Below are 24,138 nucleotides of genomic sequence, written 5' to 3'. Positions count from 1 at the left end.
ATTAGCATATTACAAAAAATGTACGTTCCTTTTGAGCAATTACCGCCGTATAGCCGGGTGTGGGTGTACCAGATCAACCGTCCGCTGACCGAAGGGGAGGAGGCGCGCATGAACCAGCTGCTTCAGGATTTCGTAACGGAGTGGAGCAGTCACGGCCGCGATTTACAGGCCTCTTTCAGCATAAAGGAACACCATTTCCTGTTTCTGGCCACCAATGAAGAAGTGGCCTCGGCAAGCGGGTGTTCCATAGATAAATCAGTAGCCTTTCTAAGGCAATTAGAGCAGGAATTCAACGTTCAATTATTTGACCGTACCCAACTGGCTTTCAGGCAGGAAGGGGAGGTGCGGACGCTTCCAATGGCCAAAATAAAGGCCGAGGTTGCGGCCGGTAGTTTATCGCCAGATTCGCTTTATTTCGATACTTTAGTTCCAACGGTGGGGGCACTCCGGGAAGAGTGGCCTAAACCGGCAAAAGATACTTGGCTGGCTCGGTATTTCCAGGGCCAATAACGCGCAGGAATGCACATGATGCGACAGAACAAAACGCTTGTATTGGGGATGGCCTTGTCTTTGGCGGTGGCGGCTTGCGGGCCCTTCAAAAGCTCCGTGCAAAAAGGCAACAAGAACTTCGAGAAGGAAGAGTACCAGTTAGCCATAGATCACTACCAAGCTGCGCTGAAAAAAGGTCGCACCGGGGCCGAGGTCAATTTCAAGCTGGCCGAGGCGTATCGTTTGTCTAACCGTTTGTCGCTGGCGGAGCAATACTACAAAGCCGCCCTGGATGCCCGCAAAACCGAGGAAACCATGTTCCGATACGGCATGGCGTTGAAGGCCAGCGGAAAATACGAGGAAGCTGCCACGCAACTGCAGAGTTACCTGGCCGTGGCCTCTAACAAGACCTTCATTAGGTTGGCGCAACGCGAGGTGGAGAACCTGAAAGAGGTGGCTTCCATTCTCAACACGCCTACCTATAAGATTGTGAAACCAGTGCCGGCCGCCAATACCGCCGCCTCTGAGTTCTCGCCCATCATCCTGAACAATGAGGTCATTTTCTCTTCCTCCCGCGAGGACGTCAAATACAAAGGCAACGGAGAAGGCTTCCTGAACCTGTACGTAGTGCCCGTAGCCGACACCGGTAACACAGCCGCGCCGGTTCGTCCTTTCTCGGCGCAACTGAACGCCCCCGAGGTGCACGATGCTTCCCCGGCGTTCACCAATGAAGGCCGTACCATGATTTTCGCGAGGAGTAACTCTGGCAAGAAGAGCGGCACTGCCAACGTAGACCTCTACATCTCGCAATACAAAACCGGCGAGTGGTCTGAGCCGCGTTTGGCAAGCTTCAACGATCCGGTGGCCTGGGATTCCTCTCCGGCTTTCGCGCCCGATGGCCGTACGCTGTACTTCTCCTCTGACCGTCGCGGCGGCCAGGGCGGACGGGATATCTGGAAAACCACCCTGGACGAAGGCGGCCGTTTCTCCCGCCCCGAGAACTTGGGACCCACCATCAACACGCCGGGCAATGAGTCGTTCCCGTACGTGGCGGCAGACAGCACCCTGTACATCGCTTCAGACGGTCACCCAGGTTTGGGCGGACTGGATGTGTTCCGGATTAACGGTGATTCGGTCATCAACATGGGAACGCCCATCAACTCGGTTGGCGATGACTTCTCCATCCTGATTACCGGCAAAGACCAGGGCTTTTTCGCCTCTAACCGTTCCGGTGGGCAAGGCGGCGATGACCTGTATTCTTTCACGAAACGTCAGCCAAAATTGGTCAACTTCTTCGTGGATGGCCGTGTGCTGGAGCGTAACGAGAAAACCAACGCCACCACGCCTATGCTGGGCACGCGGGTGACGCTGCAAAATGCCCAAGGCGTGAAGATATCTGAGGCCACCTCAGACGCCAGCGGAAACTTCACCTTCAAACTGGACACGGCTAGCGTGTACTCCGTAATTGCAGAAAGAACGGGCTACTTTGCGGCCCGGAACTCGGTGATCACCCAGGGTAAAACCCCGCCACAAGACCAACTCACCAAACCAGTCACCGACATCCGGCTGACGACCACGCTTACGCTCTCCAAAATCGTGAAGAACAAAGCCATTGTGGTGGAGAACATCTTCTACGACTATGACAAAGCCAACATCCGTCCGGATGCGGCTGTGGAGCTGGACAAACTGGTGCAGACCCTGGTGGATAACCCCACCATCACCATTGAGCTGAGTTCGCACACCGATAGCCGTGGTAAGGACATCTACAACCAGGACCTGTCACAGCGCAGAGCGCAATCAGCGGTAGATTACATCATCTCCAAAGGCATTGATTCTAAACGCATCACGGCCCGGGGCTACGGCGAGTCAAGACCGGTGGTGCGCAACGCCAAAACTGAGGCCCAGCACCAGCAGAACCGCCGCACCGAATTCAAGGTGACCCGCATTGACGAACCCGCTCCGTAACCAAGAATTGTAAAGAACTGAAATACCAAAAGAAAAGCCTCCCAGAACCGGGAGGCTTTCTTATTTTTGCCCAGCAAAGGGTAGCTCCTCGTTTTGGGGCTGCTTTGGTGAAATCTGGCCCTAAACGGCTTTTACTTTTATCTTTCCCGCCATGGAAAACCGGTATCTGCAGCGCGGCGTGTCCGCCTCCAAAGAAGATGTGCACAACGCCATCAAGAACATTGACAAAGGCTTGTTCCCCAAAGCGTTCTGCAAAATCATTCCGGATCTGCTGGTGGGTGACCCCGAGTTCTGCAACATCATGCACGCCGACGGCGCCGGCACCAAATCTGCCCTGGCGTACCTGTACTGGCGCGAGACCGGTGACCTCTCCGTCTGGAAAGGCATCGCCCAGGATGCTATTGTGATGAACACCGATGACCTGCTCTGCGTGGGCGCCACGGATAACATCCTGCTTTCCTCCACCATAGGCAGAAACAAAAACCTGGTGCCCGGCGAGGTCATTGCCGCCATCATCAACGGCACCGAGGAAGTCCTGCAGATGCTGAGAGACAACGGCATTGGCATCTACAGCACCGGCGGCGAGACTGCTGATGTGGGCGATCTGGTGCGCACCATCATCGTGGACAGCACCGTGACGGCCCGCATGAAACGCAGCGAAGTCATTTCCAACCACACCATCCAGCCCGGCGACGTGATCGTGGGCTTCTCGTCTTACGGGCAGACTACTTATGAGAGCGAGTACAACGGCGGCATGGGCAGCAATGGCCTCACTTCGGCCCGTCATGATGTGTTCGCCAATTACCTGGCCAAGAATTACCCCGAGAGCTTTGACCCCGCCGTGCCGGCTGACCTGGTGTACTCCGGAAGTTGTAAACTCACCGATGTAAACGAAGAAACCGGCCTCACGGTGGGCAAACTGGTCTTGTCGCCAACCAGAACGTACGCGCCGCTGGTGCAGGCTATTTTGAAAGACTGCCGTTCCCAGCTGCACGGCATGGTGCATTGCAGCGGCGGGGCGCAGACCAAGGTGCTGCACTTCACTGAGAATGTACACATCATCAAAGATAACCTGTTGCCGATGCCGCCGCTGTTCAGGCTTATTCAGGAGCAGAGCAACACCAGCTGGCAGGAGATGTACAAGGTCTTCAACATGGGCCACAGATTGGAACTGTACGTACCCGAGGTCATCGCGCAGGATTTGATCAGCATCAGTAAGTCCTTTAACCTAGATGCGCAGATTATTGGCAGGGTAGAAGCCAGCGAGAAAAACGAACTCACTATTCAGAGCCCGTACGGCCAATTTTATTACGAAGGATAAGCTTGGAGAAGATTCAGGTAGGATTCCTTTCTGTTTAAGAGCCGTTTCTGGAAAGATGGCCTCTAAACAGAAAGGAATTTTATTTTATATATAGGTTTGGCATAATATTAGCATAAGTATTATTTATATGACTTAGCCAATATTGTTATGAAACGTTTATACATCCTGAGCTTTTTACTGCTGTTTCTGGGACAGGCGCTTCACGCGCAACCTGATCTGGATGCCGCTCTGCTGGTAGAAACCCAACGCGGCGAATTCTTTCAATTATCGGTAGGTGGGAAGCTTATCAACCCGGCGCCCGCAGACAGAGTATCGGTGGGTGATTTGCCTTCGGGGCGACATATTTTGAACATTCGGGTGCTGGGTAGGGGCCGGAGAGCGCAAAACATTACGGCTGAGGTGATCCTGACCCGAGGCTTTGAGAGCGTGTACGTGCTGGCACCGGCCGTGCCCGGAAGGACTTTCCCGTTGGTGTTGCGCAAGGTGGAGGAGATACCCTGGTCCAGGCCGGTGCCGCCTTCCGGTGGAAACGAGGTCTGCCGGTATGTGATGGAGAAACCTGATGTAGACCGCGTGTTGCGCTTTATGGAGGAAGAAGGCTTTGACGACCGTCGGCTGGAGATCGCCAAGGGCGAGATAAAACTGGCCGGCGGCATCATGACCGATGACCTGTTTCTGCTCATGAAAGCCATCACTTTTGAGGAACGCCGGGTAGCGCTGGCCAAATATGCTCATGCCTATGTGTGCGACCGGCAGCGTTTCAGCCGAGTTCTGGATGCCCTGGAGTTCAACAGCAGCAAACGGGAATTGCAGGATTTTATCTACAAGCAATAACCTGGAATGCTGGAAACAGAAAGGCCCCGCTTGTTCGCAAGCGGGGCCTTTCTGTTTAAGAAAAGATGCGATTAGCGCAAGCGGTCCATGGAACGTACGAGGTCTTCGTCACGCTTGATGAAACGATTGGCCAGTACGTTCATCAGTAATCCTACAGCCGGCAGATAAAAGCCTGAGAGGTACTCGCCCCGGGTCTGGGTTTTAACCAGGTCTTCGCCTACGTAGGAAGAAAAGTAGAAGGCTGCGAACATCAACGCTGCCATCACCAGGGAATTCAGCAAGCCCAGTTTCATCTGGGTGAGGCGGCTCTTGTACTGGAAAATCTCGTACAAGGCAATCAAAGCGGCCGCACCGGCCAGAATAGCAATGAAAATGGTGTTGGTAGAAGCAGCATCGGCAGCGCCATTTACCGGTCCTAAGGAATAAGCGGTTAAGGCGTACTCCTGTCCGTTAGCAGGGTTGGTCTTGGCCCAGATTGGCACAAAGAACATGGCAACCATGGCAACTACAATCAAAAACAGGAAAACGCTCTGGACTCTCTGTATCATATCTGTTTGGTTTCTATAACTTTTGCAAAACTACATAAAACTTTGCTATCAGAAATACCTGTTAGAGGCATTCATTTAGCGCAAGAAACGATTTTGCAAGAGATTGAAGAAGAATGGTTTCTGTGGTTTATGCACGTTTTAAGGATGGTTTTCCACAGCTCTGTGTGCAAAGAAAAGATTTTTTGGTTTGGGCAAAGCGGCTAAATTGCCTTACTGGCATGAACGTTGTAAAAGCCAGTTATATCTAAATCTTGGAATTATGAAAAGACTCGCGGTATTCAGTTTAGTAGGGTTGCTGTTAATGAGTGGCGGAACAGCATCGGCGGCAAGCGCCGGGACTAAGTATTCAACAGGGATCAGAGACAAGCAATCTGCCAAAGCTGAAAAGAAGCGAGCGAAGTTACTGGCCAAGTCGGCCCGAAAAGATGCCAAGTACCAGCAGGCCCTGGCCAAAGCCAAGGCCAAATACGAGCGCGACCAGGCCAACCTGAAAGAAGAATACAACAGAAAGCAGCACAGGCTGAACGATCATTTCGCCAAAAATGCCAACAGTGCCAGTTCCCTGGAGCAGGAGATGACCCGCCTACGGAACGACTATGAGCAGGAGAAACAAGCCTTGCAGTCAAAGTACGAACGCCAGCGCGATGCGCGTCAGGCCGCCTGGCAGGCCGAACGGAATGCGCCTACCGGCAATTCCTTCGCCAATCCTTTCTAAAAAGAAACCGGCTTCTGATAAGGGGCCGGTTTTTTCTTTTTGCCATCTTTAAGGAATCTGTTTTAAGGCTCTTTTTCAGAAAACGGGGGCTAAACCGAAGGGCTTTACGGTCAAGGCACCGTGAGAACCTATGCGGCAAGCGGCATTTGCGTATCTTTGCGACATGCGGTATTTCTTAGAAGTAACCTATGACGGCACCAGGTTCCACGGGTGGCAACTCCAGCCGAATGCCCTCACCGTGCAGGAGATTTTGGACGATTGTCTGCGCAAAGTGTTCCGGGTGCCCCTGGTAGAGACCGTAGGCAGCGGCCGCACCGATACCGGCGTCCACGCCACCCAGCAGTGGGTGCACGTAGATTTGCCGCAGGTACTGCCCAGCGCAGAAATCCAACACAAGCTCAACCGCATTTTGCCGCCCGACATTTCCATAGGGCAGGTTTTCCCGGTAGGCCCCGAGGCGCACACCCGCTTTGACGCCATCTCCAGGACATACGAATATCGCATCACGCTGCAGAAGAATCCTTTTCTAGTTAGGCACGCCTATTACCTCTCCCGGACACCCGATGTGACTCAGATGAACGAGGCCGCCCAGGTGCTGCTGCAACTGGAAGATTTCACCACCTTCTCCAAAGTCAAAGGCGACACCAAGCATTACCGCTGTACCATCACGCAGGCATATTGGCGCGAAGAAGGCAACCAGCTCATCTTCACCATTAAGGCTAATCGGTTTTTGCGCGGCATGGTGCGGCTGGTAGTGGGCACGCTTCTGGATGTTGGCAAAGGCAAACTGACGGTAGCCCAGTTCCGGACCCTGATTGAGCGGCAAGACCGAAGCCTGTCCAGTGGGGCCGCTCCCGCCGAGGGATTGTTCCTGCACCGCGTGGAATACCCCAAGGGGTACTTTGAGCAGCAGCAAGCCCTTTTTGAGCAGGCCGCGGCTTTGATGCCCAAAGAAAACGAGTAGCCCTGCTATCCAACGGCTTTAGGCCCGATTTCCAGAAAACAGGGGTAAAGCAAGGTTGATTTCGGGCTGGAGGCTTTGCATGGTCAGGAGATTTCCCTGGTATCCTTTTGCACCCCGACGGATAAGGTAGTAGCGATGTGGGAGGTGCCTTAATTCCGTGGTTTATTGCGTACTTTTGTATTTACAAAACAAAGGGTGTTTACGGGCCGTTTTACCAAATTCAGGCCCAAAACCGTTTTGTAGGGCGCTGAGTAGCACCGGCATGGCCTTGTTCTGCAGTAGCGGCAACAGAGCGGCACATTTATATCATTAGCGACATCTGTATACATGAGTGAAATAGGAGGAAGCAAAACCGGAAGCGCGTTTGACTGGGAGGTGCTGCGGAAGATATTCCGGTTTGTGAAACCGTACAAGAAGGTCTTTTACCTGGTGATTTTCCTGACGGTCGCCTCGGCTTTCCTGGCTACCGTCCGGCCGTTCCTGATCCAGGAGATGGTAGACAAGCAGATTCTGCAGTACGACTGGCAAGGCGTGAACCGCATGTTCATCTGGCTTATTGTGTTGCTGGTGGCCCATACGGCCGTATCGTACTTCCACACCTACTTCGCGGGTTGGCTGGGGCAGTACGTGGTACGCGACATCCGGGTAAAGCTTTACGAGCACATTCTCAAACTGAGGCTGAAGTTCTATGACCGCACGCCTATCGGGACGCTGGTGACTAGGAACGTAAGCGACGTGGAAACCCTGTCAGATGTGTTCTCTGAAGGCCTGGCCGCCATGATCGGGGATGTGCTTCAGTTGATCTTCATCCTGGGCTACATGTTCTGGATTGACTGGAAACTCACGCTGGTGAGTCTTTCCATGTTCCCGCTGCTCATTGTGAGTACCTATATCTTCAAGGAGAAAGTGAAGGAATCGTTCCAGGAGGTGCGTGGCGCGGTGGCCAAACTCAACGCCTTTGTGCAGGAGCACATCACGGGCATGATGGTAGTGCAGATCTTCAACAACGAGGAGCGCGAGATGAAGAAGTTCCAGGCCATTAACAAGGAACACACCCGCGCCAACATCAAATCAGTGCTGTATTACTCCATCTACTTCCCGGTAGCCGAGGTTATCGGCGCAGCCGGAACGGGTTTGTTGGTGTGGTACGGGGCCAAAGGCGTGATCCAGGATACGGTGACGCTGGGCTCGCTTATCGCCTTCATCATGTACATCGCTATGTTCTTTCGGCCCATCCGGCAGATCGCCGATCGGTTCAATACGCTGCAGCTGGGCGTGGTGAGTTCTGAGCGGATCATGAAACTGCTGGAAAGCCAGGAAATGATCTCTGATTCCGGCACGTACGCCCCTAAAGAAGTGCGCGGTGATGTGCAGTTTGACGATGTCTGGTTCGCCTACAACGACGAGAACTGGGTTCTGCGCGGCGTTTCCTTCGATGTATATGCCGGGCAAACCGTAGCCTTGGTAGGCGCGACTGGGGCCGGAAAGACCTCCATCATCAACCTGCTCAGCCGGTTCTACGAAATAAACAAAGGCACCATCAGGGTAGACGGCCACGACATCCGCGAGTACGATCTGGACTTGCTGCGCCGTCAGATTGGCGTGGTGCTGCAGGACGTATTCCTTTTCTCCGGCACCATCGCCGATAACATCAGCCTGGGTAATAAAGAAATCACCGAAGCCCAGATGTGGGAAGCCGCTCGTCTGGTAGGTGCCGATAGGTTCATTGAACGCTTGCCCGGTGGCCTGCACTACAACGTGATGGAACGCGGGGCTACTCTGTCTGTAGGGCAACGCCAGTTGATCTCGTTTGTGCGCGCCATGGTGTACAACCCCAAAATCATCATCCTGGACGAAGCCACCTCCAGTGTGGACTCTGAGACCGAGGAACTGATTCAGTTTGCCATTGCGCAGTTAATGGAAGGCCGTACCTCCATTGTGATCGCGCACCGCCTCTCCACCATCCAGAAAGCCGATAACATCATTGTGCTGGACCGCGGCGAGATCAAGGAAAGCGGCCGTCACGAAGAACTGATCCAGTCTGGTGGGTATTACGCCCAGTTGCATGAGATGCAATACAAGAACTTTGTGTAAGGAAACAAATCTGTTTAGGGACTGTTTTGCTGAAATCAGCCTCTAAACAGGCTTTTGAACCTCAGGTAAGGCATTGTAGCAAACGTGCCCTACCTTTGCCTTTCCTGCGGCAGTTAAAGCGGGAGTAAAAAGAAACAGATGCGTAAGAAGTTATTGATTTTCCTGGCGATAGTGGCCATTCTGGTGTTGGTGGGCTACACGTACCTGGGCGGTTTTGCCGAGGTGAAGGTTTCCCAAACGGTGTCTACTCCTGTGTTTATCGCGGGCAAGTACTATGCAGGCTCCATTGAGTCAGAGGCTCTGGGGCAGATTTACCAACAGGCGGGCAAGGCCGTAGACCAGAAGCAGTTGACCGGTGACTTTGCCGGCATCTACTACAACAATCCAAGTAAAGATTCTAAAACCATCAAGGCGTTTATCGGCGTAGCCATTCAGGACACTACCGCTGCCCTGCCCGCTGGGTTTACGGTACGCGTGGTGCCCGCCGGAAGGCCGGTGCTACGGGGAGAATTGGAGGCCAACATCATGCTGGCCCCCAAACGCATTTACGGTGAGCTGTTCGACTACGCCGAAGAGCAGAACCTGGCCTTGCAGGAGTTCTACGTGGAACGATTCCCCCAAGGCAAACCCGCCGTGATTGAAGTAGGGTTGGCTAAAAAGTAAGCTTCCGTTTCTGGGCTGGTTTCCTGAAAAGAACCCTAAAACAAACCTGAAAGCGCCTCTGGAGATCTTCTCCGGAGGCGCTTTTCCTTTAGGGCAAATCAGATTAGGTTTAACCGGGCATTTGGTGCTTTCAGGTGATCTTTAGAAGGTCAACACTTGAGCACGCGAGCAAGGCTTCTGCTTACTGAGGAAGCACTTTTGCCTGCCGGAGTTTGGACGGGGCGGCGGCTTTACCGATCGGTTCTGCTTTTGAGGTTTGCGGGAGGGCATATTCTACCTTTATCAGTTGGTGCAACTCATTGTCGCGACCTCGTATCTCGAAATCCACGACGGCCGGGGTTTGGTCCCAGTGGAAGCGCATCACGGCGAAATTGAGTTTGTCGTGCATCTCGCCCACGCGGTGTTGGTTGGGTTCGTTGACCAAGCCGCCTTTCCAGTAGTGGGTGAGGCCGCTGGTAGTAAAGTCGTAGATAGGGTAGGGCACACCCGGCCAGGTGATCTTGGAAAGCTCGGCAAAATGCCGGTCCCCGGAAAGTAGGATCACGTTGGCGGCTTTGGTTTTGGCGATCAGGTTGAACAGCCTTTGGCGGGACTTGGGGAAGTTGCCCCAGCGCTCAAAGCCATGGTCATTGGCGATGATCTGCAGCCCGCTGCCGATGAGGTGAAATTGGGCCTTACTGGTTTGTAGTTCTTTCTCCAGCCATCGCCACTGGGTTTCGCCTAAGATGTCGCCTTTCAGGTTGGGTTGATAATTGGGTTCTTTGCCCCGCAGCGAATCACGCTGGGAGCGCACATCCAGCAGAATGACTTTGACCTGTTTTCCGGCCGGCCCGAAGGTATGGGCGCTGTAGACTCCTTTCTGTTTTCGGCGGAGGCTTTGGAGGGGTTCGCCCATGAAGTCCCAGAAGAGTTGGGCGCTTTGGCCTTTGTGTTTGTATTCTTTGCCGGCGTTGTTTCGGCCGTAGTCGTGGTCATCCCAGACGCCAATGACGGGCACCGTCTCCACCAGTTTCTGATAACCCTCGTTTTGGAGCTGTTTTTCGTATTTCGCCCTCAAAACCTGCATGTCATCAGTGTCGCCGTAGATGTTATCACCTAACCAAACCCAGAGTTGGGGCTGGTTCTTAAGGATCTCGCGCCACAGCGGCTGCTCCCGGTCCTGGGAGTTGCAGGAACCCAGCGCAATCACCGAAAGCGGAGTTTGGCTACTGGCAACTGGCAATGATTCCAGGCGGCGCTCCGTATCTGCGGAACTGCAGGAGAAAAGGGTAATGACAAGAGAAAAAAGGAGCCAGTGTATGAGGTGATACATACGTAAGGGTACGGCAGTGTATTGAAGATGGATGCCGTGAGCGTTGGGTAATAACCACAAAAGCCACAGACAGGTTGTGGCTTTTGTGTTGATATAGAATGATATGTTTATTCAGCGGTAGTTCGGCCCAGATACAGAGAGAGGCCTAAAGATAAACTACTTAGCCCGAAACTGGCGTTAAATGAATTGCTTTTAGAACTGTAGTCTGATCCATCCGTTCCATATTTCATCTGGGAGTAGCCAATGGTTCCCATCATGAACTCCAATCCGATGGTATTAGAAGGAAAGAAAACGAAACCGGGCGTAATGTTTACCTCGCCTCCTTTGTTGGTGCTGGGAGTGGAAATATAATTGACAGGGAGTTCCTCATACTCTGACTTGACATAGATGTAGTTGGCGCTAGCTTGCCCAAAGAAGGCCGCTTTATTTCCCATAGCTTTGTAATACCGCACGAACGGCCCTGCTGTATAGGAATGAGAGTCATAATCAACAAGCAAATTGATGTAGTTGCCGTTAACCAGAACGATAGCAGGGCTGGGAGAGGTGCTTGACTCATAGCCAGCAGAAAGACCCATAGCCCAATTAGGGCTCACGAAAAAGCCAACCTTGGGGTTAATGGCAAACCGGTGATTCTTCTGGTTATCGTCGGAGAAATTGCTTTCTGTTTTAGAACTAGAATAACTTGCTGAGCCGGAGATAAGGGTTTTACCAAAGTCTTGGGCAAATGCCCAGATGGGGGTACTGCAAAGGACAGCAGCAATAAATAGTTTTTTCATGAAGATTGATTATAGAATAAAAGGTGTGTGGCTAGAGTAGTTTCTAAGCTTTATAATGATGAATAATTATATTCAGGTTTAATATATACCTGCAAATCTATAGAATTATTCACTAATGGAGTGAAGGTGTTATTATTATTATTATTAAGAATGGAAATATAATTATAGCACAAATCTTATTTTCTACTTGGTACTAGCTCAAGCCCACTTTAGAGATTAATCTATGAATTCTAAAGTTTATAGATGGGGCAGCAGATACAAAAAAAGAAGGACCAGCTTTCTACGGCTGGTCCTTTCGTTTAATTGGTGGCTTGCGCCTTATCTATTATATACAAGCCCCATGTAGGGGTACAGTTTAGCTTAGGCGCGCGTGTTCATGATCCTGAACGCTTCGGCCCGGGTGATCTCTTTTTTCAGCAACAGCAGATTACTCGGATTCACAATCAATAACTGAAACTGATTTTTCAGGTCATGATAGTAAATCAACATGGTTAAGTCTTCATAACCACGTCTGAAAATCTTGCGGGCTTTCGTCTTCAGATTGAATAGTTCCAATTTTATTTGCCTCCATTTTTCCATCATACCCACTACCTCCCCTCATCAAGAGTTTGTAGAGTAGTTATACTAAGATTTAAACTCCCGGGTTACTGTATGAAAAGCAGAAGTAAATTGCATTATACGGCCTTGGTTTAAATCATTGGCGTTGGTAAATGGCTTGTTTCATGCATTTTGTAGGTATTGTTTACTCGTTCGCCTATATTTTGTTTAGGCTTTTTCAGGGAAGGGTCAAACGCTAAGGAAAGGTGGAGAGAAACACCGCTCGTCTTAGTGGTAAATTCCGGTACAGTAGCGTGTTTTTACTAGACTTAGTACAAAACCTTTCTTAGAAAGTGTACAATTACACCGTTTTAGAGCCGACTTAGGCAAAATACGGGTAAAAGAGCCTACACACTGCTTGGGGCGGGGTAGGGCAGAGGGGTGATGTAGCTACTTACAGGAAAAGAAAGAAAAGGGAGAATAGGATGGAAGGCTATAGGAACGCTGTTTAAAAAAAAGAAACTGGGGTAATAAAAAGCCCAAGCACCAGTGAGCAAGGCGCAACTCAGTGCTTGGGTATCTTTCTCGTAACTTTGATTCAGTTCTCTGAGAACGTATAACCGCAGAAGTTATAGATCTCGGCCAGAGGGGCTACTGGGCGCATGGTTTGCTGCACCACCAGCGGGGGATTGTGGGTTGAGACAAAACCCCATCGATTACGGTTGCAGTAGTGCAACTCTTTCGGTAATTCCAGTTTTCGGTGTTGTTCCATGATATACTTCCTCCTGTTATAAAGATTGAAATATTGGGCGTTACCCCTACCTAAACACGGTACTTTTTGCAATATTATTCTTAAACCCAGTGCCGCCTTGTACCTTTGTTTCCTGTTGCACACCTTAGGCACTATATCTCCATGAAAACGAAAACCGGACGAGTACTGGCAGTGGCCATTCTGCTGGCGGTAGCGCTGCTGCAAGCCTTCACGTATGAGTACCTGGCAGCGGCCGCCTGGGGCAGTCTGGCGTTGGCAATGGCCTTATCCGGAGAACGGCTTCCAGCCGGACAAAGAACCCCTAAAACCCCCAAACAGTACCTGATGGCGTTTTGCCTGGTACTGGCACTGGGGTTGTTTGGTTACCAACTCTACCGAGATCTAACTGATAAAGGCGCCAGCCGGCTTCCTTCTACCACCCCCGTACATGAGTAATCCGGTTTTCAGGTAAGCTGCTAAAATTATGCCAGAAACGGGGTTAGATGTGCCTGGTGAGGTCCCTGATTTTGCTTCGTAGCTGGTCTAAGTGCGTTTGCTGTTGCTTCTGCTTGTCAATCTCCTCTAACTGATGCAAAAGCGCCTGCATTTCGGCTAAGTAAGCAGACCGGTCTTTCTTTAAGTGAGGGTGCTCTCCTTCTTTCCCCTCGGTTTTGAATACATTGCCTTCTCCGTAAATGACCCACTTTGAGTTCAGGTCTGGCAATTGCTTGAGCAGGGTGACCAGGTCATCCATACAGTAATCTTCCCCTTGCAAAATACAGCCCACTACATCTGGAGGCGTTTGGGTGAGCACGCTGAGTTGGTACACATCCAGCTCTTTGATGCGCATGTAGAAATTAAGGCGGGCGCTGGTTTGCTGTAGATTAATGGCCATGTTCACTTGGTTTTAGAGGTACGAGTAAACGGGTGCATCCAAATCTTTGTACAAAGGGAAATGCCGTACGAGGAGAGCGATGTCAATCCAACTCCTCATACGCAATTCCCAGGTTTTGTGTTAAAGCAGCCTTGGCAGACGAAGGAGGGCGTTTTGCATTTTGGGCCGGGTTTTCCCAAAATGGACCCAAAGCAGTGGGGAGAGTAAGGTGTTGCGGTATAGAAAACAGCAGGGTTTCCTGCTTGCCAATAGCCTACCCACTAAGGGATGTTACCCAAAGGACATTAAGCCCATTAGAAATTTACCTCCATAATTTTTCCTTCAAACCCAACGTTTTGAACCTTGAGGCAGTATTGGACTTAAGTTTGATAAAACAAGCCGAAAACCCAATTGGCAGATTTTTACTATATTTACCCGTTGTTTAAGGAAAATTCACAGTTCACTCCCCCAATAAAAACTTTTACATGAAAACCCAGTTTGAGCCGTTGGAATTGATCATGTTGGTAGACGACGATGATACAACCAATTTTGTAAATAAACGCCTGTTGACGAAACTGGGAGCCGCCAAGGAAATCCTGATCATGAAAAACGGGGCTGAGGCCCTGGAATACCTGAAGAAATCTGCTCAGGAGGGAGTGCCTTATCCAGACCTTATCTTCCTGGACATAAAGATGCCCGTGATGGATGGGTTCAGTTTCCTGGACGAGTACCACAACCAGGCTTTGTTCCAAAACGGCAGCATGATCATCCTCATGTTAACCTCCTCGGCCAGCTTCTATGACCTGGAGCGCCTGAAAGGATACACCTCGGTGAAAAAGCACTTCTCAAAAGCCCTCACTGAAAGCGATGTGAAAGAGATTCTGGCAGATTACTACCAAAAGAAATAAGACAGGTTATTTTCCTGAAAGCAGAAAGGCGCAGTGTGAACTGCGCCTTTCTGCTTTTAAGCCCGGGTACTTTTATTTCAGGTGGTAGACAGCCTTGGGCAGAGATTCTGAGGCAAGCGGCCAGGTGAAGTGCATGGCGGTTCCCCGGCCCTGAGACCGAATCCACACCCGGCCTTCCTTCTCCTGCATGATCTTCCGGACAATTGCCAACCCAATGCCGGTGCTGTCTGGGCGGTTCACATCGCTGGTGGTCTCAAACAGTTCAAAGACCTTCTCCTGGTTTTCGAGCGGAATACCGGGGCCGTCATCTTCTACCACAAACTCCCAGTGGCTGTCTTGCTCGGTTGCCTTTATCCAGATGTTGCCAACAGGCTGATCATGGTATTTGAGGGCGTTGTTTAAAAGGTTGCTGAAAATCTGCTGCAGGTAAATCTCCTCGGCCTCTACCACTGGCAGGTTATTGGGCACATGGATGCGGAACCCCACCGGAATGGTGAGCGTGGTGAGCACGTTTTCTACCAGTTGCCGTACTGGCACAAGCTTCGTCTGTATCTGCTGCCTGCCGGTCAGGGAATACGCCAGCACATCGGTGATGAGGTGTTCCATGCGCCGGGCCTGCGCCTGAATCATGGGTAGCACTTCCTGGGCTTCAGTGGAGTTTCCTTCACCCAGGTAGTCGGTCACGGCATCGGTTAAACCCAGGATGTTCTGCAACGGTGCTTTCAGGTCATGGGTGACCGTGTGGGCGAACTCATCCAGGGTTTTGTTTACTTTTTCAAGCTGATGGTTCTTTGTTTCCCGTTCCTGCAGCAGGGCGTTGATTTCCTGGTTAGAGGTTTGCAGTTCCTGGTTCAGGTGCTGGATTTCCTGCAGTTGGTACTCGGCCTCAATGGTGCGCACGCGCAGTTGCTCCATGAGTTCTATCAGCTGCATGTTCTGCCGCTTGATCTCGGCGTAGGGCGAAATCTCTGACTCTGTGTTGAAATATTCTGCCCACCCCTGAATAATGGCTTTGTTGATGGGCGGATGGTTAGAGGGAATGCGCTTTTGCAGCCGTACCCGGGTTCCTTTCTCAAAATCACTCTCTATCTGGAAAAGGTCTACCAGCTTACGCGAGCTGTAGATGCCCTGGCCTTTGCCGCCGGTGGGCATGTATTCCCGCCTCAGGAGATCGGAAACATTAGGAATGCCACGGCCTCTATCGGTTACAAAGGCTTCCAGCGACAAGATGCCCCGGTGCTCTACCATGCTGTATCGGATGGTGCCGTTGCCTACGTGCTCCAGCACGTTGCGGCAAATCTCAGACACGGCCGTGGCAAACTTGGTTTGGGAGGCCGTGGGCAAGCCAGAGAACTCAGAAAGCTGCATGGCCCGCTTGTAGGCCAGAACCACGTCCAGTTCATTCTGCAGCTTTATGGTGGTGATAGGTTGGTCCATGGCGGGTTTAGTCTGTGGCACGCACCACCACAACTAACGTGTCATCGGTGGTGCGGGTGTTGTCTTTATAGAGTACTGCCGCTATCAACGTAGGGTCATGCCTGCTCAGTTCCGGGTACTTGGTTAAATCCCAACGGGATTTTAAGCCATCTGAGTGCAACACCATAAGATTTCCGCGTTCCCAGGAGTGGTGTTGGTCATTGAGGGTGGTAGGCACGCTCATGCCCAGGGTTCCATTGTAGGACAGCAGGCTTTTGGCCTTGTCTGGTCCCAGCAACCGGCCGGCAATGTTGCCTACGCCGCAGAAAAACAAAGAGCTTGTTTCTGCGCTCCAGTGAGCTACGGCACCTACCGCACCCCGGGTTCTTTTGATGGCGGCGTGTACCCCCCGCAGAATCTCAGCGGGCGGCTGTTTGGGCTGCTGCTGAAATGCCTCCAAAGCGGCGGTAGCGGCGGCATGGGCGTGTTCCCCATGCCCTAACCCATCCAGCACTATTAAATAAGCCCCCTGATGCGAGAACCGAAGGCCCCAGCCATCGCCGCTTACCTTTTCGCCGGGTTTGGGTACCAGTACTGCTCCAATCTGAAACTTCTGTTCGCTTCTGGCCGCCGATTTCGGGGCTTTCCCTTTCCGGTAAATGCGGGAGAGGATCACCGTGCCAATGCCGCGCTGGGAATAGATGTCAAAGAAATCTGACTGTCGTTTGATGGCCCCCAGTCCCTGCCCCATACTCCCGAAGGTAGAGACCCCGTCTTCCATCATGCGCACCGGATCGCTCATGCCGGGGCCATTGTCCAGGCACAGCAATTCAATGCCGCAGGATTTTCCGTTTGCCTGGCAGATAGGTTTAACTAAAAGCTCTCCTCCTTTAGAGGTCGCATGCTTTACCAGATTCGTGGCCATTTCTGTGACCACTAAGCTTACGCGGCCTACTTCGGCCTCAGAAAACCCAGCAGCCTCCGCTATCTTGGCAATGTCACGCCGGACAATGTTCTGAAAGGTTCGGTCTGCGAGGGGGAAGTGATGATGTTCAGCAAAATTAAAGTCCATTTTTCCAACGGATAATGGTGACCGTGGTGCCTTTCCCGGGTTCGCTCTTGATGTCAAACTCATTCACGAGTCGCTTGGCTCCCGGCAACCCTAGTCCTAAGCTTTTTCCGGTAGAATAGCCGTCTTTCATGGCCAGGGGCAGGTCTATGATGCCGGGCCCTTCGTCCACAAAAATCAGGCGCACTCCCGGAATACTGTTTTTGCTGACAATCTCCAGGTGAGTGATGCCGCCGCCGCCGTAGCGCAGCATATTTCTGACTAACTCACTGGCTGCCGTAATAAGTTTGGTCTGGTTGACCAGACTCATGCCTATTTTGGTTGCCAACTCTTTGATTCGGTTCCGGAACAAAACCACGTCCTGCTCCTTTTGTATGGAAAGCTTCTCTTTAGATAAAACTATCATAGAGGCCCTCTTCATCAGTGTCAAGTTGGCCAATTTTAGTACGCAGTAGTTCCATGCCTTGCTCCACATCCAGTGCGGTATGCACGCCGGAGAGTGTAAGGCCTAATTCAACCAGCGTAATGGCTACCGCCGGCTGCATGCCTACCACCACGGTGGCGGCGTCCATGATCTTTGACATGGACGCGATGTTACCCAGAATGCGGCCCATGAAGGAATCCACAATGCTTACTGCAGAAATATCAATCAATACTCCTTTGGCCTCGGTCTTACTCACCATGTTGATGAGGTCGTTTTCCAGGGTGAGGGCCAGCCGGTCATATAAATCCACTTGGATGGTTACCAGCAGGAAGGGGCCCATTTTTAAAATAGGAATTCTTTCCATGGCAGTGTTTTCTTAAAAGCCGAAGTTTTGTTTAGATCCAATCTGGCCATTTAAACCAGCCTTTGATACCTGGATGTTCAGCATGGAGAAGGACATCTTCAAGGCGCTGGCCAGGGTGGCTTTGGTGTAAATGTTGGTCAGGTCAATGCCCAGGTGCACAATGGTCTGGGCAATCTCGGCTCTGATGCCGCTGATGATGCACTCGGCACCCATCAGGCGGGCGGCGCTTACGGTTTTGATCAGATGCTGGGCTACCAGTGAGTCAACGGTAGGTACGCCTGAGATATCCAGAATGGCAATACGGCTGCCGGTGGCTACAATCTCTTCCAGCAACGCTTCCATCACCACCTGGGTACGGGCACTGTCCAGGGTCCCGATGATGGGCAGGGCCAAGATTCCTTCCCACACCCGGATTACCGGCGTGGAGATTTCGCTCATCTCATTGGTCTGGCGCAGGATCACCTCTTCGCGGCCTTTGATGTACGTTTCGGTGGTAATCAGGCTCAGGCTGTCCATGATCTTGTTCATGGAGATGATCTCGCGGTACAGAACGGCGGTGTCATCTTTGAAACGGTCCTCCAGCGTATGGCTCAGCACTTCTTTCAGGCTAAGAATATAGGCGCTGGTCTCGCGCGGAGAAAACCCTTGGCGGGCGCGGGAAATAGAGATTTCGCTCAGGATATCGTGGATAGACTCGTAGCCCGATGACTCTGTGTCTTCTGCTTGAGGAGAAGCAAAAGCTTTCAGCAACGAGGACAGGAATTCTTCTGACTGCTGCTGCAACTCTGATACACTCATCAGGTCATCGCGGAGGGCGGCATCTTTCAATTGATTGGCCATCCAAGCTTCCAGAATTTGTTTTTTCTTTCCTTTAAGGGCAGCGGCGCTTTCTTTATTCATAAAGGGATATGTGTTGTCGGGGATAAAAGACGGTGAAATGGTTTATGCCTCTTTTCCGGAAAACAAACCGAAAACCACGGATGGCAGGCATTTCGGTAAAAGTAAGAAATAAAGCAACGAAACAGCCGTGTTCGCAATTTGTTTTTCAAGTTACCAGATTACGTGTGTGACATGCCAAAAAAAATCCCCGCCGTAAAAACAGCGGGGAGCAGTTGAAAGGACTAGATCAGAAGTGAGTTCAGAGGCTTTTCTGTTTCGGGCCTGTTTTGGTCAAAAGGGCCTGAAAGCGGAATTTGCCAGAGGGCTACTCGGTTTTAAGCGCCCGAACCGGGTTAGAGAACGCGGCCCGAAGGGCTTGTACACTTACGGTGGTCAAAGCAATCAGGAGCGTGAGCGCACCGGCGGCCAGGAACACCCAGTAGCCAATGTGAATGCGGTATGTGAACTCCTGCAGCCATTTATCCATGAAGTAATAGGAGATAGGCCCGGCAATGACGAAGGCAATGAGCACCAGTTTCACGAAGTCTATGGAGAACAGCCCCACGATGCTCGCCGAGGAAGCGCCCAGCACCTTGCGTACACCCACTTCTTTGGTGCGTTGCGCCACCATAAAGGAAACCAACCCGTAAAGACCCAGGCACCCGATGAGGATGGCAATCACCGAGAACACTTTGAACAGATGCGCCTGCCGTTGTTCCTCTTCGTAGAAGCGGGCAATGGAATCATCAAAGAACTCATAGTAGAAGACATCGTCTGGGTAAGCGGTCTGGTAGATGTTCTGCAGGTGCGCCAACGCGGCCTTCGCGTTTTTCTGCTCCAGCTTCACGTTCAGGTACAGGTAGAAATCAGAGAACGTAGACATGACCACCGGCGGAATATCGTCGCGCAGCGAAGAAAGGTGGTAGTCTTTCACCACGCCCACAATCTTGCCTTTGGACTGGTCACCGTTGACCATCACCATCTTACCGATTGCGTTTTGCGGGTCTTTTTCGCCAACCTGCCGCAAAAACGTCTCATTGACCAGGAACTCCCGCATGGTGTCGCTTTTCTCGTACATGCGGCCAGCCAACAACGGAATGTTGAACGTCTTCAGGTAATGCTCATCGGCTATTTTCATGTTCACGCTGAAGTTGCGCTGCAAAGAAAGGTCGTCGTACTTGAAAGAGGTGTTCATGTCAATGTTGGCCGAGGGCGGGGCAATGGCAAAAGACGTGGATTTGATAGCCGGATGCGCCTCCATCTGCGGCCGGAAAGCCATCAGTTCCTTCCCTCTTCCTGAGGGTAACTGGATGTTCACGATTGCCTCCTTGTCAAACCCCAGCGAGGCACTCCGGAAGTACTCCATCTGGTTGTGCACAATGATGGTGCAGATGATGAGGACCTGGCAGACGGTGAACTGCAACACCACCAGCGTACGGCGCAACGACAATCCGGCGGCCCGGGCCGTGGAAGCTTTGCTTTTGAGCGCCGAGATAGGCTGAAACCCCGAGATAACTAGGGCCGGATAGAACCCCGCAAAGAACGTCACCGCTACCAGCACCGCCAGCAGGAACAGCAGCATCTGAGGGTCTTTCAAAATAGAGAACGAGATCTGCAGTTCCAGCAACTTGTTCAAAGAGGGCAGCAGCAACTCGGCAAAAACCACCGACAGGGAAAGTGCTGTAAGGGTAATCAGGCCGGTTTCCAGCAGGAACTGCGTCATGAGCTGCGATTTGCTGGCCCCCAGTACCTTGCGCATGCCCACTTCTTTGGCTCGGCGCAACGCTTGCGCAGTAGCCAGGTTCACGAAGTTGATGGAAGCCACCAGCACCAAAAACATCCCGATGAGTCCCAATGCCCACAACGTGGTTTTGCTGATGGTGCGGTTGCTAAGGTTGCCGTATCGTTCATCAAAGTGTACTTGGCTGAGCGGCTGAAACGTGTACCGTTCTTTCTCGCCCGGAGAGCGGGGACGGTATTTGGCCACCACTTCGTTCAACCGGTCCTCGGCTTGTTTCAGAGACGCTCCCGGAGAAAGCGCAAAGTAGATCTGCTGGTTGCTGTTGGTGCTGTTCCAGCTGTCGTTGGTGAAGGTGTTGATCTTTTTGGAAGACTCATAGTCAATGAGCATCTGGAAAGGCAAATCAGTGTTGTCAGGCGCATCAGGAATCACGCCGGTCACTTTCAGGTTCACCTTGTTGTTCATGCGCAGTATCCGACCCACCGGGTTCTCGCTGGGGAAGAACTTGTCGGCGATGGTTTGGGTGAGCAGCACCGTGTTCACGTCTTTGATGGCCTGCTTGGCGTTGATGCCGTTGGTGTCAAAGTCGAACAGGTCAAAGAAGGCCGGCTCCACAAACAGGACGTTTCGCTCCTCCCTGAACTTGCGGGGCGCTTCTTTGGCATTGGTAGACAGAACGGTGAAAGTGCCGCCTTCTTCATTGTATAAGTGGGTGGCCGGGGTGAGCTCTGGCAGGGTTGCTTTAAGGGTAGCCAGCATGGGAACCGGAGTTCCTGCGGTGTTTTCGGGCCCGTTTTCAGAAATCTTGTCTACATTGATGCGGTAGGTACGGTCTGCCTTGCTATGAAACGTGTCATAGCTGAGTTCGTGGCGGATCACCAGGAAAAGCAGCAGACTGCAGGTGATGCCCAACGCCAGCCCGATGATGTTCAGGGAGGTGTAGCCCAGGTTGCGTTGGAGTGTGCGTACCGCTACTAAAAGGTAGTTTTTGAACATGGCAACCAGCGTTACAGGATAGCGAGCTCTTTCACATTCTCAGAGATAATCTGCCCGTCAAACAGGTTCACAATGCGGTGAGCGTAGTCGGCATCGGTGGGGGAGTGGGTCACCATCACAATGGTGGTGCCTTGCTCGTTAAGGCTGCTCAGCAGTTGCATCACCTCTTGGCCGTGGGCCGAGTCCAGGTTACCGGTGGGCTCATCCGCCAAAAGCAATTTAGGTTTGGACACTACCGCCCGGGCAATGGCCACCCGTTGCTGCTGACCGCCCGAGAGTTGCTGCGGGAAGTGGTTGCGGCGGTGCGCAATCTGCATCTGCTCCAGTACCTGTTCCACGCGCTGTTTACGCTCGGCATTGCCCACCTTCAGGTAAATCAAAGGCAGTTCCACGTTCTCGTATACCGTCAGTTCATCAATCAGGTTGAAGCTCTGGAACACGAAGCCCAGGTGCTCTTTGCGCAGGTTGGCCCGCTGCCGCTCACTGAACTTAGAGATTTCCTTCTCCAGGAAGTAGAACTCGCCGCTGCTAGGGTTATCTAGCAGCCCGATGATGTTCAGCAACGTAGATTTTCCACACCCAGACGGACCCATGATGGCCACGAACTCGCCTTGACGCACGTTCAGGTTCACATTCACCAGTGCGGTGGTCTCCACCTCATCGGTGGTATATTTCTTCTGAAGATTGACGGTCTTTAACATATGGTTGGTTGTTTATTGCTGGTTGGTGATTGTTATTTTATCCTATTGATCGGGTTTATTTTGCATTCTGTCCCCCTTTGAAGGGGGTAGGGGGATGATTACTCTTGCTGATCATGGTATTCCCGAAAATCGTTTTTAATTATTCCATCGCAATTGTTCTTTGGTTCTCCAACTGCCTTTGTCATCCCCCCACCCCCTTCAAAGGGGGACGAAATGCGTGAATCTTTTCAACTCAGGACTCAAAACTCAGGACTCAAAACTCAGGACTAGAGCTGAAGTAGGTCGTTTTGAAGCTCCTTTGGCAAAAACTGCCTTAAACCGACTTATTTCAGCTCCAGCTTGTCTTTGTCGTTGAAAGCATCATACGATGAGACAATCACCTGCTCGCCGGGTTTTAGGCCTTCTAGGACTTCATAATATTCTGGGTTCTGGCGACCTAAGCGGATGCTGCGTTTAGTGGCTGCTTTGCCGGTTTCATCCAGCACGTAGGCCCAGGCGCCACCCGTACTCTGGTAGAACCCGCCTCTTGGCAACAACACTGCCGGAGCCGGATCTGAGAGCTGCAATCTGATCTGAAGGGTCTGTCCGCGCCGGATGCCCTCCGGAACCTTGCCAATGAACTTCATGTCAACGGGAAAGCGGCCGTTGGTCACCTCTGAGTACACCAGGGCAATCTCCAGCGGGTAAGTCTGGCCGTTGTAGGTGAAGGATGCCTGCTGTCCGGCGAAGACGCGGCTTACGTAGTGTTGGTCCAGCTCGGCTTTCACTTTGAAACCGCTCAGATCATCAATCTGACCAATCACCTGCCCCGACTGTACCGGGGTTCCCAATTCTACCTGAATAGAGGAAAGCTGCCCTGAGATGGGTGCTTTGATATAAAGGTTCTTGAGGTTGTCTTCCATCATGCGCAGGTTGCGGCTGGTGCGGGCAATGGTGGTTTCCAGTTGGGCAATCTGCTGGCGGGCGTTGTTCTCCTCAAACCGCTGCGACTCTTGCTCAATGGCCCGTTCGGCTTTCAGGCGGTCATATTCTCTTTTGAAACTGAAGAACTCCTGCTGCGATACTGCTTTGGCTTCATACAGGGCAATGTTGCGCTGATACACATCCTTGGCGGCATCTACCTGGGCATCTAAAGTGGCCAACCGCCGACGGAGGTTGAATTTGTTTTGCTGCAAACTCAACTTGGAGTTCTGCAGGTTATTGATGAGGTCGTTCATGAGGGTCTCCTGATTCATGAAATCCAGCACCAGACGATTGTTGGTGAGTTTTAGGATAGGGTCACCTTGCTTCACGGGCTTGCCGCCTTCCAGGTACTTCTCGTCTACGGTGCCGCCTTCCACCGCCGGAATCAGGATGGTTTTGATGGGGTGCACGGTGCCGTCTACCGGAATAAACTCCTGAAAAGAACCCTGACTCACGGTAGCCATGGTAATCTTCTGGCTCTCCACGTTCAGCTTGGAGCTGTTATCACCGAAGGCGATGAAGTACGTGGCCAGGGCAATGAGGGCCACTGCCGTCGTATAACCGGCTATCTTCTTAGGCGTGAAGCGTTTCTTTTCTATGATGCGGTCCATGGTAGTAAGCGATTTGATTAATCCTTGTCAATTGCTGTGCCGGATTTGTAAAATGCATATTTACAGCTATTTAGGCAATCTGAGATTTTGAGAGTGTGCGCCAGCGGACACTTTTTGTTCATGCCCGAACAATCCCGGTCCCCGTGTGCAGCCCGCGCCGGCTTTCTGCGTCTTTTCAGGAAAACAGGTGTAAAATAGCTTTTCTTTCTGGGGCAAGGAAGCC

At 51.9% G+C, this 24,138-nt stretch carries 24 protein-coding genes; 10 read left to right on the top strand and 14 right to left on the bottom strand.

Translation table 11 applies throughout. From position 1 onward, the window contains the following. Positions 1-18 precede the first annotated feature (18 nt). The 4 genes from EFB08_RS10510 to EFB08_RS10495 all read left to right on the top strand — a co-directional run bounded on the left by EFB08_RS10510 (position 19) and on the right by EFB08_RS10495 (position 4,609). Positions 19-510 carry a hypothetical protein gene (locus EFB08_RS10510; RefSeq protein WP_123126905.1) on the top strand — a complete coding sequence of 164 codons (492 nt, stop codon included), beginning with the start codon at positions 19-21 and terminating at the stop codon, positions 508-510. A 15-nt stretch (positions 511-525) separates the two neighbouring features. Continuing rightward, positions 526-2,454, top strand: a complete 1,929-nt coding sequence (locus EFB08_RS10505; RefSeq protein WP_227006294.1) for an OmpA family protein — start codon at positions 526-528, stop codon at positions 2,452-2,454. A 151-nt stretch (positions 2,455-2,605) separates the two neighbouring features. Continuing rightward, positions 2,606-3,775, top strand: coding sequence for an AIR synthase related protein (locus EFB08_RS10500; protein ID WP_123126903.1), 1,170 nt, complete (start codon positions 2,606-2,608; stop codon positions 3,773-3,775). A 147-nt stretch (positions 3,776-3,922) separates the two neighbouring features. After that, positions 3,923-4,609, top strand: coding sequence for a DUF4476 domain-containing protein (locus tag EFB08_RS10495; protein WP_123126902.1), 687 nt, complete (start codon positions 3,923-3,925; stop codon positions 4,607-4,609). A gap of 71 nt (positions 4,610-4,680) precedes the next feature. Here the strand turns inward: EFB08_RS10495 and EFB08_RS10490 are convergent, their stop codons facing one another. Next, the gene (locus EFB08_RS10490) at positions 4,681-5,157 is read right to left on the bottom strand and encodes a DUF4293 domain-containing protein (protein WP_123126901.1); all 477 of its coding nucleotides are present in this window, start codon (positions 5,155-5,157) and stop codon (positions 4,681-4,683) included. A 259-nt stretch (positions 5,158-5,416) separates the two neighbouring features. Between EFB08_RS10490 and EFB08_RS10480 the strand changes: the two genes are divergently transcribed. The 4 genes from EFB08_RS10480 to EFB08_RS10465 all read left to right on the top strand — a co-directional run bounded on the left by EFB08_RS10480 (position 5,417) and on the right by EFB08_RS10465 (position 9,593). Continuing rightward, a complete protein-coding gene (locus tag EFB08_RS10480) occupies positions 5,417-5,872 on the top strand; it encodes an efflux RND transporter periplasmic adaptor subunit (RefSeq protein ID WP_123126899.1) in 456 nt (151 codons plus the stop codon). A 130-nt stretch (positions 5,873-6,002) separates the two neighbouring features. Continuing rightward, positions 6,003-6,836 (top strand): tRNA pseudouridine(38-40) synthase TruA, encoded by an 834-nt coding sequence (gene truA / locus EFB08_RS10475; protein ID WP_317125595.1) that lies wholly within the window; start codon positions 6,003-6,005, stop codon positions 6,834-6,836. A 327-nt stretch (positions 6,837-7,163) separates the two neighbouring features. Further along, on the top strand, positions 7,164-8,930 hold the full coding sequence (locus EFB08_RS10470; RefSeq protein WP_123126897.1) for an ABC transporter ATP-binding protein: 1,767 nt from the start codon (positions 7,164-7,166) through the stop codon (positions 8,928-8,930). A 138-nt stretch (positions 8,931-9,068) separates the two neighbouring features. Next, positions 9,069-9,593: a GyrI-like domain-containing protein gene (locus EFB08_RS10465; RefSeq protein ID WP_123126896.1), complete on the top strand. Its 525-nt coding sequence runs from the start codon at positions 9,069-9,071 to the stop codon at positions 9,591-9,593. Positions 9,594-9,774: 181 nt separating this feature from the next. Here the strand turns inward: EFB08_RS10465 and EFB08_RS10460 are convergent, their stop codons facing one another. From EFB08_RS10460 to EFB08_RS23470, 4 genes are all read right to left on the bottom strand, one after another. Further along, entirely contained in the window at positions 9,775-10,905 is a 1,131-nt protein-coding gene (locus EFB08_RS10460; RefSeq protein ID WP_123126895.1) for an alkaline phosphatase D family protein, read from the bottom strand. A 107-nt stretch (positions 10,906-11,012) separates the two neighbouring features. After that, positions 11,013-11,681 (bottom strand): outer membrane beta-barrel protein, encoded by a 669-nt coding sequence (locus tag EFB08_RS10455; protein ID WP_123126894.1) that lies wholly within the window; start codon positions 11,679-11,681, stop codon positions 11,013-11,015. Positions 11,682-12,041: 360 nt separating this feature from the next. Next, entirely contained in the window at positions 12,042-12,236 is a 195-nt protein-coding gene (locus EFB08_RS10450) for a hypothetical protein (RefSeq protein ID WP_227006293.1), read from the bottom strand. A 580-nt stretch (positions 12,237-12,816) separates the two neighbouring features. Further along, on the bottom strand, positions 12,817-12,990 hold the full coding sequence (locus EFB08_RS23470; protein WP_165864856.1) for a hypothetical protein: 174 nt from the start codon (positions 12,988-12,990) through the stop codon (positions 12,817-12,819). 141 nt (positions 12,991-13,131) lie between these two features. Here EFB08_RS23470 and EFB08_RS10445 point away from each other — a divergent pair, with 141 nt between their 5' ends. Continuing rightward, positions 13,132-13,425 (top strand): hypothetical protein, encoded by a 294-nt coding sequence (locus EFB08_RS10445; protein WP_125077708.1) that lies wholly within the window; start codon positions 13,132-13,134, stop codon positions 13,423-13,425. A 43-nt stretch (positions 13,426-13,468) separates the two neighbouring features. Here EFB08_RS10445 and EFB08_RS10440 read toward each other — a convergent pair whose 3' ends face one another. Further along, positions 13,469-13,864: a hypothetical protein gene (locus tag EFB08_RS10440; protein WP_123126892.1), complete on the bottom strand. Its 396-nt coding sequence runs from the start codon at positions 13,862-13,864 to the stop codon at positions 13,469-13,471. A gap of 464 nt (positions 13,865-14,328) precedes the next feature. On the opposite strand from EFB08_RS10440, the gene EFB08_RS10435 reads away from it, so the two are divergent. Continuing rightward, complete coding sequence (locus tag EFB08_RS10435) at positions 14,329-14,751, top strand: response regulator (protein WP_123126891.1); 423 nt, start codon at positions 14,329-14,331, stop codon at positions 14,749-14,751. Positions 14,752-14,823: 72 nt separating this feature from the next. Here the strand turns inward: EFB08_RS10435 and EFB08_RS10430 are convergent, their stop codons facing one another. The 8 genes from EFB08_RS10430 to EFB08_RS10395 all read right to left on the bottom strand — a co-directional run bounded on the left by EFB08_RS10430 (position 14,824) and on the right by EFB08_RS10395 (position 23,915). Further along, complete coding sequence (locus EFB08_RS10430; protein WP_123126890.1) at positions 14,824-16,188, bottom strand: sensor histidine kinase; 1,365 nt, start codon at positions 16,186-16,188, stop codon at positions 14,824-14,826. 7 nt (positions 16,189-16,195) lie between these two features. After that, positions 16,196-17,239: an ATP-binding protein gene (locus EFB08_RS10425; RefSeq protein ID WP_123126889.1), complete on the bottom strand. Its 1,044-nt coding sequence runs from the start codon at positions 17,237-17,239 to the stop codon at positions 16,196-16,198. Next, positions 17,229-17,642 carry an anti-sigma regulatory factor gene (locus tag EFB08_RS10420; RefSeq protein ID WP_123126888.1) on the bottom strand — a complete coding sequence of 138 codons (414 nt, stop codon included), beginning with the start codon at positions 17,640-17,642 and terminating at the stop codon, positions 17,229-17,231. Before EFB08_RS10420 ends, EFB08_RS10425 begins: the two co-directional genes overlap by 11 nt. Next, positions 17,626-18,024: an STAS domain-containing protein gene (locus tag EFB08_RS10415; RefSeq protein WP_123126887.1), complete on the bottom strand. Its 399-nt coding sequence runs from the start codon at positions 18,022-18,024 to the stop codon at positions 17,626-17,628. Before EFB08_RS10415 ends, EFB08_RS10420 begins: the two co-directional genes overlap by 17 nt. A gap of 12 nt (positions 18,025-18,036) precedes the next feature. Continuing rightward, positions 18,037-18,924, bottom strand: coding sequence for an STAS domain-containing protein (locus EFB08_RS10410; protein WP_123126886.1), 888 nt, complete (start codon positions 18,922-18,924; stop codon positions 18,037-18,039). A gap of 304 nt (positions 18,925-19,228) precedes the next feature. Next, positions 19,229-21,640, bottom strand: coding sequence for an ABC transporter permease (locus EFB08_RS10405; RefSeq protein WP_123126885.1), 2,412 nt, complete (start codon positions 21,638-21,640; stop codon positions 19,229-19,231). Between the two features lie 11 nt (positions 21,641-21,651). Further along, positions 21,652-22,341, bottom strand: coding sequence for an ABC transporter ATP-binding protein (locus tag EFB08_RS10400; protein WP_123126884.1), 690 nt, complete (start codon positions 22,339-22,341; stop codon positions 21,652-21,654). Between the two features lie 323 nt (positions 22,342-22,664). After that, positions 22,665-23,915 carry an efflux RND transporter periplasmic adaptor subunit gene (locus EFB08_RS10395; RefSeq protein WP_123126883.1) on the bottom strand — a complete coding sequence of 417 codons (1,251 nt, stop codon included), beginning with the start codon at positions 23,913-23,915 and terminating at the stop codon, positions 22,665-22,667. Between the last annotated feature and the right edge of the window lie 223 nt (positions 23,916-24,138).

The organism is Rufibacter latericius (assembly GCF_003721515.1).
In the GTDB taxonomy this organism is placed as follows: domain Bacteria; phylum Bacteroidota; class Bacteroidia; order Cytophagales; family Hymenobacteraceae; genus Nibribacter; species Nibribacter latericius.
The sequence above is the reverse complement of the archived record's forward strand: the minus strand, read 5'-3'. Positions and strand labels throughout refer to the sequence as shown.